We start from the raw sequence: 13613 nt of genomic DNA on the forward strand, positions 1-13613 counted from the left end.
CGTTCAATTTTAACCAGCCATCCAAAGAGCAACAATTTGGTTTGCCTCGACCTTTGATCTTTGTTATAATGGCTGACAGTTATGTTAACTAAAACTTTAAATTAACAATGGTGATCGAGATGAACAAGATCAAATGGCATGTTATGTTAATAGTATTTTTGATCTCGCTCGTTTTCTTTTTTGGCGGATCATTTTTGTTTGAAAGATTTTTCAGGGAAAATCCCCTGGAAGAGGAATTGTGCAAGATCGAAGGAGTGGAAAGGGTGGAGATCAATGGAGATAGAAAGAACACCCTTCATGTCGATATTTTTACAGGATATACCGGGGATCTGCCCGAGATGGTGGAGGGGATAGACCGTGTACTTTCCGCACGTGTCAAAAAAGAGTACGATTTTGAACTTCATGACCGCAGAAACGAGAAAGTAGAAGTATTTTTCAGGGAAGTAAAGCCGGCAATCTATGAAGGGGCAAGGGTTGGCAATTACCGTTCAATCCAGGAGACGGTGGATCGGGCTGCGGCCGGGCATGAAGTTGAAGATTACTTTTTTTCTGTTGATGACAAATATGTTTACTTGCAGGCAAGGGATGGGAAGGACTTTCTTTACGTTGTTGTTCCACATCTCGGGCCGATGAGGGAGGATAAATTGTCATGATCGAAATCGGTGGCGGTGTGGCCCTCGCATTGATTCTGGTCCTTCTATGGTACAATTTGAATGTCCTGCCCTATCTATTTCTGGGGGGACTCCTTTACATGTTGTATCGGTTGACCAGCGGGAAATTGCCCCAATTGAACCATCTGGGGTTCAAATCACGTCCGGTGTCCAAGATTCTTTTCGATCAGATAGGTGGGCAGGAGATGGCCAAGAAGGAGCTCCTGGAGGCATTGGAGTTTATCAAAAATCCAATGAAAATCAAAAAGATGGGTATCAGGCCGCTCAAGGGGATTTTGCTGATTGGACCACCGGGAACTGGCAAGACATTGCTGGCACGAGCAGCTGCCGGTTATACCGACTCGGTTTTTGTCAGTGCGGTCGGCAGCGAGTTTATAGAAATGTACGCGGGCGTTGGTGCTCAAAGAGTAAGGCAGTTGTTCAAACAGTGCCGCGATCAGGCCAGGGCACAGAAGAAAAATAATGCAGTGCTCTTTATCGATGAATTGGATATCCTGGGAACCAAACGCGGTTCGCATAGCAGTCACATGGAATACGATCAGACTCTGAATCAGTTGCTTACGGAAATGGATGGGCTTACCCTGAATGAAGACGTGAACATTCTGGTCGTGGGAGCGACGAACAGACCTGAAGCACTTGACCCGGCTTTGGTCAGGCCGGGGCGGATGGATCGGATTGTACAGGTCGAGTTGCCGGATCTGGAGGGAAGGAAAGAGATATTGGAACTCCATACCCGAAATAAACCGCTGGCCAGGGACGTGGATATTGATAAAATAGCCCGCGATGCTTTTGGTTTTTCGGGGGCCCAGCTCGAAAACCTGGCCAATGAGGCTGCAATCCTGGCCATGCGGGAAAACTGCAACCGGGTTGGACAGGCCCACATGATGGAAGCTATTGACAAGGTGATGATGGGGGAAAAGCAGGACAAGAAGGTCGATGAAACAGAAATATGGAGGATAGCGGTGCATGAATGCGGTCACGCCATGGTCAGCGAGATTACGAAGCCGGGTTCGGTTTCGGTGGTGACAATTACCCCGCGTGGCAGTGCACTGGGTTATATGCGGCAGCATCCGGACAGGGAATACAAACTTTTCACCAGGAGTTACATGGAAAGGGAGATCTGTGTTTTGCTTGGCGGGGCCGTCAGTGAGAAAATTGTCCTGGGACAGCAGAGCACAGGATCGTTCAATGATTTCAAACAGGCCGTGGAACTGGCACGCAAGATTATCGCTACGGGGCTTTCTTCACTCGGGGTTGTTTGTATGGATGACCTTTCCCGATCCATGATCCATCGCACCGTCAGAAAAATAATTGGCGTCGAGGAAGAGAAGGTTACAGCGATGTTGACTCCTTATCTGTCGTCCATACGGAAAATTGCTTCGGTACTGGTGGAAAAAGAAAGGATTACCGGCGAGTTTCTGCGAAAGATACTGGCGGAGGCGAAAAAGGAAAAGTTGCTTCTTCGATAGATGGTTTTTCTTGCATGGGGCGTATGTTTTTCAATCTCGACGACTGGGGGTTTCTGTGTGTTATGAGGACAGCTTCAAAAATTGTGAAATTGGCTCTGGAAAAAAAGATGACTCTGGCCGTGGCCGAATCCTGTACCGGGGGGCTTCTGGCAGACAGGTTAACCGATGTTCCGGGATCCTCCGATGTCTTTTTGGCCGGAATTGTTTCGTATTCCAACCGATCCAAGGTTGAAATATTGAAAGTTAGCATCGATTGCTTGCAAAATGGGGCTGTCAGCGAGGCTGTGGCCCGGGAGATGGCCAGCAAAGCCCGGAAGATCATCGGAAGCGACATCGGGGTAGGAGTGACCGGCATTGCCGGGCCTTCCGGAGGATCGCCGGGGAAACCGGTGGGGACGGTCCATTATGCTATAGATATTGACGGCAAGGTTCGTGTCCAGCTTCTAAATCTTGGGGGTTCGCGTCGAGAAATCAAGGAGAAGGCAGTAAAGGCAATCCTGGCAGATTTGCTGGTGTTGCTGAAAAAACCGGAGCAATGATCCATGTGCAATAATTTTTCAAATGAAAAAATATTTGAATGGGTTAAAATTGTTTTCTTTTCCGTGGCAGGAATGATTGTCGCTATCAGTTTCTTCAACGAAACACGTATTTTGGCCGGTCCTTTTGAAGTCCTCGTTTCCCTGATTCCTTTCCGTGCTGGCAACACGATTGTAGCTATACCCCCCCTTGGAGAGATCAAGGTCCACACCCATGATTATTTCTTTCAGTTGAATGTGATGCTCAAGAATGTGGATATCGATCTTCTGTCCTCCAGTGTTCAAGGTTTGAACAACATTGAATCGTGGATAGAGGAATTGTTCTGGGGAGCACGAAAAGGAGTTGCCCTGTTTGGTTTGCGCAGTCTCCTGGTTGCTTTTGTGGGTGGCGGTATCCTCAGTTACCTGGGGTGTACACGAAAGATTGCCTATCGTTTCTGGAAAGGCGGCGGCATTGCCGCTATATGTTTTTTATTGATCGTGGCCTTTACGGTGGTTGCACCGTTCAATATCGCTACTTTCAACAATCCGCGTTATTCAGGGACACTGAATGCCGCGCCATGGGCACTGAATATCTTCAATGTTGGGTTGAGTACGGTTCAAAATCTAAGCGAACAGCTTGAAACCATGGCCACCAATTTGATCTATCTGTTTGACCATCTAGAAAATTTTACACCCGTCGATACGGCCGGTAATCTGAAGATATTGCATGTTTCCGATATCCATAACAACCCGGCGGCCATTGATCTCATCAAGAAGGTTGTCAATGTGTTCAACATAGATATGGTTGTTGACACGGGTGACATTACTGACTACGGGACGCCTCTGGAAGCGGAACTGATTTCCGAAGTTGCCAATTTGCCCGTGCCCTATATCTTTGTTCCTGGCAATCACGACGCTCCCCCTGTAACTTCCGTTCTACGGGAAAATGGGGTCCTGGTGCTCGATAATGAGATTGTCGAAGTTGAGGGCGTTGTTATCGCTGGGATTTCGGATCCGGCATACAAAGTAAATGAAATAATGGTGCCCGATGAAGAAATCGAGGCCTATGCCCGTTCATTGAACAGTATTTTTGAAGAGCAGGATGCAAAGCCCCACCTTCTGGCTGTTCATCATCCCCTTCTGGGAGAGTTGCTGGCGGACAAAGCAGAGACAATTCTTTGCGGCCATACACACAAAATAAGTGTGAAAGAAACAGCGGAGTCCGTGTTTATCAATGCCGGTTCAACGGGGGCTTCGGGCATACGCGGGTTGAACGATATCGAAAATGTATCGTACAGCATGTTTATCCTGTATTATAATATTGACGACGGGGAAGATCCGCTACTTTCGGCCGGGGATCTGATCAATATACCCAAAATTTCCGGTGGTTTCAAGCTGGAACGTCATCTGTTCAGTGAAGAAAGATCCGGGCCCGGAACAAGAAATGGAGGATGAGAATGCGACTTTTCATTGCCGCCGATATAAATGATGAGCAGAGGGGGAAATTGGCCGAGGTCCAGAACATGATGAAAAACCGCGTGGATGACGTTCGGTGGGTGAGGGCGCCCGCATTACATATCACCCTCAAATTTCTGGGCAAAGTGGAGATCCCTGTAAAGAATATCATAACTCTTCTGGAACATTCCGTTCATCGATTCGGGGCGTTCAACATTTCCCTGGAGGGGTGGGGTGTTTTTCCCCATTTCAGGCGTCCGCGTGTTATCTGGGTGGGAATTGGCCGGGGCAATGATGAGCTACAGGCGTTGAACCGTATGATCAACCATTCCTTTGCAGGGAGTGGTCTTGATTTCGCAGAAGGTGGTTCCGGGGAAAAAAAATTTCTGCCCCACATTACTATCGGTCGTATTCGCAATCCCGCAAAAGATGCAACAGCTGCCTTGCAGGAAATGAATGATGGCAAGTTCCCCGTTATCGATGCTGCTGACAACGAACTCGATTATATAAACCTTTATCGCAGTATTCTTTCCCCGCAGGGAGCCGAGTACATATCCATGGCCAAAATATATTTAAAATAGAATTGGCAGGAAAAAACAGTTTATAACCAGAAATATAATGCTGATGATCCTTAAATACAAGGGAGGTTTATCATGGAAAAACAAAAAGCTCTGGACATGGCCATCTTGCAGATTGAGAAACAATTCGGCAAAGGGGCGATCATGAAACTGGGGCAGACAGTAAAAAATGGTATCGAAACAATCCCTTCAGGTTGCCTGTCGTTGGATATAGCTCTGGGAATTGGCGGGTTTCCCCGGGGAAGGGTGGTGGAGGTTTACGGCCCCGAATCGTCGGGAAAAACAACCGTGGCACTGCATGCCATTGCCGAGGCCCAGAAAGGCGGGGGCAATGCTGCTTTTGTCGATGCCGAGCATGCTCTTGACCCTTACTATGCCAAAAAATTGGGTGTAAATGTGGAGGAACTGCTTGTTTCTCAACCTGATACCGGTGAACAGGCTCTCGAGATCGTGGAGATGCTGGTGCGCAGCGCGGCAGTCGATGTTATCGTGGTCGATTCCGTGGCCGCCCTGGCTCCCCGTGCGGAAATTGAAGGCGATATGGGGGATTCCCATGTTGGCCTGCAGGCACGGCTTATGTCCCAGGCCATGCGCAAGCTATCGGCTATCATCAGCAAGTCGAATACCACGGCACTTTTTATCAATCAGATTCGTGAAAAGGTGGGCGTTATGTTTGGCAACCCTGAAACAACACCGGGTGGCAGGGCCCTGAAATTTTATTCCTCGGTCAGGCTGGAGGTCCGCCGCATAGAAACAATCAAGCAGGGAGACCAGATGGTGGGTAATAGAACGCGGGCCAGAGTGGTGAAAAATAAATTGGCTCCTCCTTTCAAAACAGCCGAATTTGACATCATCTACGGGTACGGGATTTCTCGTGAGGGTTCGCTCATCGACCTGGGAGTGGAACTCGATATAATCAAAAAAAGTGGTGCCTGGTATTCATGGGATGAGGAACGCCTGGGGCAGGGCAAGGAAAACGTGCGTGAGTATCTGAAAGACAACCCGGATGTTACCGCTGCCCTCGAGAAACAGATCAGGGAAGCTTACGGTTTGCCTACCAGGAAAGATGATGCTACCGGGCCGGACAACGACGGTTCCGGCTTGATTTGAAGATGGCCGGGGCCGGGAAAGGGTCATCGGGTAACAGTGACCGGGATTACAGGGCTGCATGGAATAAATCCTTGAGGTGGTTGTCATATCGGCAAAGAAGCAAGAAAGAGATGGAGGGTTATCTATCTGGCAAGGGTTTTGATGCCGAAACATGTGCAGGTGTAATTGAAAGACTGGAAGGTGTCGGCCTCCTGGATGACAGGGAATTTGCCAGGTCATGGGTGGAATTTTCCAGACGTAAACTGAAGGGTTCTTTAAAAATAAGATGGGAATTGAAAAATAAAGGTATCGATGAAAAAATCATCGCCGACTTGTTGAAAAATGAGCTGTCAAGCGAATATGAACGGGCCAGAAAATTGATGGACAGATACCTGCCAACGGATTATGAGCGAGATGATAGAAATCTTTTGAGAAAAACAATGTCCTTTTTGAAAAGACGGGGATATCCGGGCGAAGTGGTTTTTAAAATTTCAAGAAAATATTTCGATTGATGAAGCATTTTGGATATCTGTTTGACATAACCTTTTTCAAGGTATAGAATATTATTGTATCATGTCTTGTATATTGTAGTGAGAATACAACCTACTACAAAGAGAATCGATGTGCGCCGGGCACTAAAAATATATTTTAAATTGAATCTTGTCTGGTTAAGAAAAAATGTATTTTTTTCTCTTTTGAATAGTTGTGTTCTTGCACAACTTTTTTTGTTTGTCAGGCATCATTTTTCAGGAATCAAATTGCAGGAGGTGTTAAATTCATGCCTATTCATTTTATTTTGATCTTGTCCGTAATAGGCTCTTTAATGGCTATCGGTGTTGCCTTTGCTGTCGGGTATTTTTCCCGCAAAAGGGTTGCAGAAAACAAAATGATTTCGGCTGAAAACGAAGTGGAAAAAATAATCGAAAATGCAAAATCGGAAGCAAAGGCCATTATAAGGGAGAAGACCCTGGAAGCCAAAGAAGAGGCGCATCATCTAAGAAACGAAGTGGAAAAGGAAAGTCGAGAGAGGCGTTCCGAATTGAACCGTCTGGAACGTCGTCTGGTTCAGAAGGAGGAGGCTCTGGACAAGAAGAACAATGCCATAGAGAAGAAGGAAGAGGACTTGCAACGGAAAAAGGAACATGCACAGAAGATGCAAAAAAAGATTGATGATCTGTACAAGCAACAGCTGGCAGAGCTGGAGAGGCTTTCCATGTTGTCACAGAATGAAGCCAAGGAATTGCTGATGGAGAAAGTTGAAAAAGAGATCAAGCATGAAATGGCGATCATGATCAAGGATATAGAAGATCGTGCTCATCAGGAAGCAAAAAAGAAATCGAGAGAGATTGTAACCATCGCTATACAGAGATGTGCTGCGGAACATACTTCCGAGTCAACCGTATCGGTTGTGAATCTTCCCAACGATGATATGAAGGGCAGGATCATTGGAAGGGAAGGAAGGAACATCCGTGCGCTGGAGAATCTTACAGGTATAGACTTGATCATTGATGACACCCCGGGAGCGGTGATCATTTCCGGTTTTGACCCGATCCGCCGTGAAATTGCTCGCATTTCATTGGAAAAGTTGATCAACGACGGTCGTATCCATCCGGCAAGGATAGAAGAGATGGTGGAGAAGTCGCGTCAGGAGATCGAAAATACAATCAAGGAAGAGGGAGAGAGGGCCATATTGAAGACTGGAGTACATGGCTTGCATGCGGAACTGGTCCACCACCTGGGTAAACTCAGGTACCGTACCAGTTATGGGCAGAACGTTCTTCAACATTCGATTGAAGTGTCAAAATTGGCGGGTATAATGGCTGCGGAACTTGGGCTGGACATCAACCTGGCCAAAAGGGCTGGCCTGCTGCATGATATAGGGAAAGCCATGGATCAGGAATTGGAAAGAACGGGGCCGCATGTGGCTCTGGGTGTTGAGCTGGCCAAAAAATACAAGGAATCCCCGGAGGTGTTGAATGCCATCGAGGCGCATCACGATGACGTTGACTTCAAGACCATGGAGGCCGTTCTGGTTCAGGCGGCAGATGCAATATCAGCATCCAGGCCGGGAGCCAGACGGGAAAGCCTGGAAAACTATATCAAGAGACTGGAGAAGCTTGAGGGTATTGCCGATTCGTTCGAGGGTGTAGATAAATGCTTTGCCATCCAGGCCGGAAGGGAAATAAGGATTATCGTGAAACCGGAAAGAGTCAGTGATAACAATGCTGCCATGATTGCCCGCGATATGGTGAAAAAGATCGAAAATGAAATGGAATATCCCGGGCAGATCAAGGTAACGGTCGTCAGAGAAACCAGAGCCATTGAATATGCAAAATAAAATAAGTAATTTTCAAGCCATCGATATGGAAAGTGTTCACGTGAACACTTTCCATATTTCGCTTATCAGATCATGTGAGAAGCAACGGCAACCGATCGGGAAAGGAAGATCATTTTGCGTATACTGTTCATCGGTGATATCATGGGGCGTCCGGGGAGGGAATGCCTGAAGACGGCCATTCCCGGGCTTGACAGCAATTATCGTATGGATGTGATCATTGCCAATGGTGAAAATTCCGCGGGGGGTTGGGGGATAACCCAAAAAGTTGCTCGCGAAATATTTGATGCGGGAGTTGATGTCATCACCGGGGGCAACCACATATGGGACAACAAGGATGTGTTCAATTTTATCGATCAGGAAGAACGTCTACTGAGGCCGTTGAACTACCCTCCGGGCACCCCGGGGAGGGGGTCGGTAGTTTTTGAAAAGGCAGGAAGGAAGATAGGTGTTATCTGCCTGGCAGGCCAGGTGTTCATGCCCGAAATTGAGTGTCCCTTCAGAAAGTCGGTGGGCGAGATAGAAAGGTTGAAAAGAGAAACGCCGATCATCATTGTTGATTTTCATGCCGAGGCAACTTCCGAAAAAAATGCAATGGGATGGTTTTTGAATGACAAGGCAAGTGCTGTTATCGGCACACATACACATGTGCAGACAGCTGACGAAAGAATCATCGGTCAACAGATGGGCTATATAACAGATGTGGGGATGACCGGGCCGTTCAACTCCGTAATCGGCGTGAATATCGATCAGGCTATAGAAAAATTCACCACCAAATTGCCAGTCAGATTCAGGTTGGGCGATGCACAACCCGCGCAATTGAATGCTCTTTTTCTTGAGGTAGACAACGAGGGCATCTGCACATACCTGGAAAGGATCAATATGGTCATTTAAAAATTTACTTTTTTTGATAGAAGGAATTTTGGTCATGATGATAGAATAGTATAAATATTGAAAATATAATATTCTTCAACATTAGCGATTGAAAAACAGGTAGAAGGAGGATGTAGTAACAAATGGACGTACTTAAAGTATCTGCCAAATCCAATCCCAATTCTGTAGCCGGTGCTCTGGCCGGGGTGCTCAGGGAACGGGGAGGGGCGGAAGTTCAAGCCATAGGTGCCGGTGCTCTAAATCAGGCAGTGAAGGCTGTTGCTATTGCAAGAGGGTTTGTAGCTCCCAGTGGTGTCGACTTGATATGTATACCTGCTTTTACCGATGTCCAGATAGATGGTGAGGAAAAGACGGCTATCAAGTTGATTGTAGAGCCTCGATAAGGGAAATTATATTATTCAAAAAAACACCTGGCATTCTTGCCAGGTGTTTTTGTAATTGGTGATCCGTGTATAATTGATGGGGGAGCATGCAAGGAGGTAACCATGAACAATATCTCCGGAAAAGCTTCAAAGCTTCTAAAGGAAGTAGGAGTCATCGATTGTCATTGTGACACCATTTCCAATCTGTCACTTTCCACAAAGAGCAAATACAGATTTGCGGCAGAAAATATGCATGGGCATCTGGATTTGCCGAGGATGTGCAAAGGGGGGGTCAAAACCCAATTCTTTGCGGCTTGCACGGGAAAGAGAGGCAGGGGGGCAAAAGAAACGTTGCATATGATCTCATGCTATTACCGCAATATAATCTCTGGCAACGAACATAAAATCGGACACGTGAATGCTTTTTCCGACATCGCGGCATTGAACAGGAGGGGAAAGATCGCGGCCGTTCTTTCGATAGAAGGTGGGGAAGCTCTGGATGGGGATATCTCGATGTTGGATATCTATTACATGCTGGGCGTGCGTTCTCTTTCGTTAACATGGAATTATGACAATCTGCTGGCCGGAAGTCATGGTGACAGAGGGGAAGGCAAATTGACCATGTTGGGGCGCAAGGTGGTCAAACGTATGGAGGCCCTGGGAATGTTGGTCGATTTGGCGCACATATCGCCACGTGCTTTTTATGATGTTATGGATTTTGCAAGTAAACCTCCAATTGTGTCACATGCTAATGCCAGGTCCATTTGTGACAATTCCCGCAATTTGAGCGATGAACAGTTGAAAGTTCTGAGCAAAAAGGGAGGGGTTGTGGGCTTGACTTTTTACCCCCATTTTATTGCTGATAGTGTTGATGAATGCAGTATTGACAAGCTGATCGATCATTTCGTTCACATTGCTACAATAGCCGGGGTGGAGGTGCTTGCCCTTGGTTCTGATTTTGATGGGATTGATATTACCATGGATGAACTTCATGATTGCACCTGCTATGGATACCTGGTGTCCGGGCTGATAGGAAGAGGGTTTTCCCTTTCCGAGGTGGAACTGATTATATCGGGCAATGTCCTGAGAATACTTGAAGATAATATAAAATGAAAATACCGATCAAGAAGGAGCAGTTGAATTTTGCTTGCGAAGGAAACTCCTCTGGCTGATATGCACCTGCATAGTTCATTTTCCGACGGTCTGTATCCCCCTAACAGGTTGGTGGAGATCTGTGCAAGAAATAACAGACTCAAGGCTATTGCCTTGACTGACCATGAATCAACAGAAGGTGTGGAAGAAGCGCAAAAAGCCGGGCGTCGCCTGGGAATAGAAGTGATACCCGGTGTGGAGATCGGCACTGTTTTTCAAGGCCGGGAAATTCATCTGCTAGGATATTTTGCATCTTCCGATTCCCGGTTGGGGAAAGAGCTTTCCTCGTTGAGAGCCGGACGTTACGAGCGTATGGCCGGAATGCTGGCACTCCTTTCTGGAAAAGGGGTCAAGGTGCGCATGGAAGATGTCGAGGAAGAAGCCGGGGAGGCTGCTCCGGGCAGGCTTCATCTGGCCAGACTGCTTTATAAAAAAGGTTATGTAACGACAATATCGGAAGCATTTGAACGTTTCATCGGTCGAGGCAAGGTGGCATATATTCCCCGTTTGACACTGAAGACCGAGGATGCCATTTCACTTCTGAACAGTTGTGGAGCGGTTCCCGTACTGGCACACCCCGGGATAACCAATGAAAACAGTCAATCTCTTTTTCATTTCAAAAAATCGGGTCTGAAGGGCATTGAAGTTTATCACCCCGAACATACCCCCGGATTGACTCTTTTCTACAGAGAATGGGCTCGAAGGGAAGGGTTGTTGATCACGGGTGGGTCCGATTTCCATGGGGACGACAAGGAATCCTGTCCCTTTCCGGGCTGTGCAAGTGTGGAATACAGGTGTGTTGAAGAAATTAAAAAAATGTGGGACAGGGCCCCATGATTGCTAACCCATAGCGATAGCTCCCCGATCCTTGCCCGGAACGGCAATATAAAATTATTGTTATCTCGATGGTGTAAAATAATAATGATTCAGGTATAATGGTAAAGAAATACCAGCCAGTATTGATGCGGATGTTTTGTTGTTCCTTGCAATGCCGGGAGAAATGTTGTTTTGGCGGCATGTTGGATGACCAAAGGAGTAATAGATGGAGTTCTTGTATTTTGGATTGCAGACCATGGCCATAGGCTTTACCCTTGTCTTGACGGTATTATTTGTATTGAATCTCTTGATAGTTTTGTTTAGCCGTTTGGTTGCTTTCAGATCCAATACATCGAGGAGCTCCACGATCATGCCTGTTGTAGATGAAAGCGATTCCGGTGTGGAGTCGGTCAGGGCCCGTCAAAAAATCGTTGCTGCCATAAGCGCGGCCATTGACAGTTATTTGAACTCTGAAGACGGCATGGCTGATTACAGGATCACGAGAGTCGAACCGCATCATGGCAATTTTAGCAGTCAATGGGCTTTGCAAGGGCGGGAAGATCTGCTAAAAATGAATCTGATTTTAACAAACATCAGGAGGGAAAAATTTGGTCAGAAGATCATTTAGAGTATCTGTAGATGGGGAAATATTCAGTGTCGAGGTGGAAGAAGTAAAAGAAGAGGATTCTACTTCCCGGGATGTTGAGAGTAAAAAACATGGAGATCCCGAACAAACAAAGCCGGTATCCATGAAAACCGAAAAGGTGCCACGGGATTTTTCCAATGGCGGAAAGCCGGTGAAAGCTCCCATGCCGGGTACAATAGTTGATGTAAAGGTAACCGAAGGTGACGAGGTGAAGGAGAATGATGTTCTTGTTATCCTGGAAGCAATGAAGATGGAAAACGAAATAACATCACCTGTATCGGGCACGGTGATTAAGATATTGGTTCATAAAGCTGACACTGTTGACAGTGGCGAAGTTCTGATGATTATCGGATAGATAATGGTATAACTGCAGAAAAAAAGGAGGCCCCGTTCCTTGCTGGATATGCTTTCGGAGTTTACACGGACGATGGGATTTTTCGGTTTGACCATTCCCAGGGCTATCATGATAATCATATCGTGTATCCTGCTTTATCTGGGGATTGCCAGGAAATACGAACCATTGTTGCTTGTGCCGATCGGTTTTGGTGCGTTACTGGTCAATCTGCCCTTGAATACACTCCTGGACATGCCCATGGCGGAAAACAATTTTTTGGGAGGGCTACTTTACTATCTTTCGCTTGGTGTTGAACTGGGCATCTATCCCCCTCTCATCTTTCTCGGCGTGGGAGCGCTTACTGATTTCGGGCCATTGATCGCCAATCCGATAACGCTCATGCTGGGGGCGGCTGCTCAACTGGGAATATTCGTTACACTTCTGGGCGCGCTTTTTCTGGGTTTTACCCCGCAGGAGGCATCGGCAATTGGCATAATTGGCGGAGCCGATGGGCCAACAGCCATCTATCTTACGAATCGCCTTGCACCGGAGTTGCTTGGTTCCATTGCCATTGCAGCATATTCATATATGGCTCTGGTGCCTATCATTCAGCCGCCGATCATGAAATTGTTGACGACACAGAAGGAAAGAGTCATCGTCATGGAACAACCGAGAGTAGTTTCGAAGAAGGAAAAGATTTTGTTTTCAATCGTGGTGACAATTCTCGTCGGGTTGCTCTTGCCCGAGGCAATTCCCCTGGTCGGGATGTTGATGCTAGGCAATCTTTTCCGGGAAAGCGGGGTAACGGACCGATTGAGCAAAACAGCCCAGAACGATCTGAACAACATCGTGGTAATTTTTCTGGGGCTTTCCGTCGGGGCCAAGGCCACCTCCGAATTATTTCTCACCGTCGACACGGTCAAGATCATTCTTCTGGGATTGGCTGCTTTTGCTATCGGCACGGCTGGGGGTGTTCTGATGGGCAAGATCCTGTGCAAAATCACGGGGGGCAGGATCAATCCCTTGATCGGATCCGCAGGGGTTTCAGCTGTACCCATGGCGGCAAGAGTGTCGCAGAAAGTGGGCAAGGAAGCAAACCCCAACAATTATCTGTTGATGCACGCCATGGGGCCCAATGTGGCGGGAGTGATAGGTTCAGCCATAGTGGCCGGATTTCTTCTGTCTCTCTTCAAATAATTTCCTTTTTGTGCCGCTGCAAAAATAGTCCAGTCAAAAGTATTGACCGCTGCGGGCGTTATCTGTTTCTGTCTGCTTCTTCCAGGGGGAAGGGATT

The 13613-nt window shown here is 47.1% G+C and carries 15 protein-coding genes; all 15 read left to right on the forward strand.

Features of this window, described 5'->3' with window-relative positions; all coding sequences use genetic code 11:
- The first annotated feature begins 194 nt into the window (after positions 1–194).
- Positions 195–653, forward strand: coding sequence for a hypothetical protein (locus tag GX364_00985; protein ID NLI69426.1), 459 nt, complete (start codon positions 195–197; stop codon positions 651–653).
- The gene (locus tag GX364_00990) at positions 650–2140 is read left to right on the forward strand and encodes an AAA family ATPase (GenBank protein NLI69427.1); all 1491 of its coding nucleotides are present in this window, start codon (positions 650–652) and stop codon (positions 2138–2140) included. Before GX364_00985 ends, GX364_00990 begins: the two co-directional genes overlap by 4 nt.
- Positions 2141–2202: 62 nt before the next feature.
- Positions 2203–2679 (forward strand): CinA family protein, encoded by a 477-nt coding sequence (locus GX364_00995; protein NLI69428.1) that lies wholly within the window; start codon positions 2203–2205, stop codon positions 2677–2679.
- A gap of 3 nt (positions 2680–2682) precedes the next feature.
- A complete protein-coding gene (locus GX364_01000; GenBank protein ID NLI69429.1) occupies positions 2683–4113 on the forward strand; it encodes a hypothetical protein in 1431 nt (476 codons plus the stop codon).
- Between the two features lie 2 nt (positions 4114–4115).
- The gene (gene thpR / locus GX364_01005; GenBank protein ID NLI69430.1) at positions 4116–4694 is read left to right on the forward strand and encodes an RNA 2',3'-cyclic phosphodiesterase; all 579 of its coding nucleotides are present in this window, start codon (positions 4116–4118) and stop codon (positions 4692–4694) included.
- 69 nt (positions 4695–4763) lie between these two features.
- Positions 4764–5801 (forward strand): recombinase RecA, encoded by a 1038-nt coding sequence (recA, locus tag GX364_01010; GenBank protein ID NLI69431.1) that lies wholly within the window; start codon positions 4764–4766, stop codon positions 5799–5801.
- A complete protein-coding gene (locus GX364_01015) occupies positions 5798–6292 on the forward strand; it encodes a regulatory protein RecX (GenBank protein ID NLI69432.1) in 495 nt (164 codons plus the stop codon). Before recA ends, GX364_01015 begins: the two co-directional genes overlap by 4 nt.
- 266 nt (positions 6293–6558) lie before the next feature.
- Positions 6559–8118, forward strand: a complete 1560-nt coding sequence (rny, locus tag GX364_01020; protein NLI69433.1) for a ribonuclease Y — start codon at positions 6559–6561, stop codon at positions 8116–8118.
- A gap of 108 nt (positions 8119–8226) precedes the next feature.
- On the forward strand, positions 8227–9009 hold the full coding sequence (locus tag GX364_01025) for a TIGR00282 family metallophosphoesterase (protein NLI69434.1): 783 nt from the start codon (positions 8227–8229) through the stop codon (positions 9007–9009).
- A gap of 122 nt (positions 9010–9131) precedes the next feature.
- Positions 9132–9392 (forward strand): stage V sporulation protein S, encoded by a 261-nt coding sequence (locus GX364_01030; GenBank protein NLI69435.1) that lies wholly within the window; start codon positions 9132–9134, stop codon positions 9390–9392.
- 102 nt (positions 9393–9494) lie between these two features.
- Positions 9495–10484 (forward strand): membrane dipeptidase, encoded by a 990-nt coding sequence (locus GX364_01035; GenBank protein ID NLI69436.1) that lies wholly within the window; start codon positions 9495–9497, stop codon positions 10482–10484.
- 30 nt (positions 10485–10514) lie between these two features.
- Entirely contained in the window at positions 10515–11360 is an 846-nt protein-coding gene (locus GX364_01040) for a PHP domain-containing protein (GenBank protein NLI69437.1), read from the forward strand.
- 205 nt (positions 11361–11565) lie between these two features.
- Positions 11566–11967 (forward strand): OadG family protein, encoded by a 402-nt coding sequence (locus tag GX364_01045; protein ID NLI69438.1) that lies wholly within the window; start codon positions 11566–11568, stop codon positions 11965–11967.
- On the forward strand, positions 11948–12340 hold the full coding sequence (locus GX364_01050) for a biotin/lipoyl-binding protein (GenBank protein NLI69439.1): 393 nt from the start codon (positions 11948–11950) through the stop codon (positions 12338–12340). Before GX364_01045 ends, GX364_01050 begins: the two co-directional genes overlap by 20 nt.
- 108 nt (positions 12341–12448) lie before the next feature.
- On the forward strand, positions 12449–13516 hold the full coding sequence (locus GX364_01055) for a sodium ion-translocating decarboxylase subunit beta (protein NLI69440.1): 1068 nt from the start codon (positions 12449–12451) through the stop codon (positions 13514–13516).
- Positions 13517–13613 lie beyond the last annotated feature (97 nt).

The organism is Bacillota bacterium (assembly GCA_012518215.1).
In the GTDB taxonomy this organism is placed as follows: domain Bacteria; phylum Bacillota; class Dethiobacteria; order DTU022; family PWGO01; genus JAAYSV01.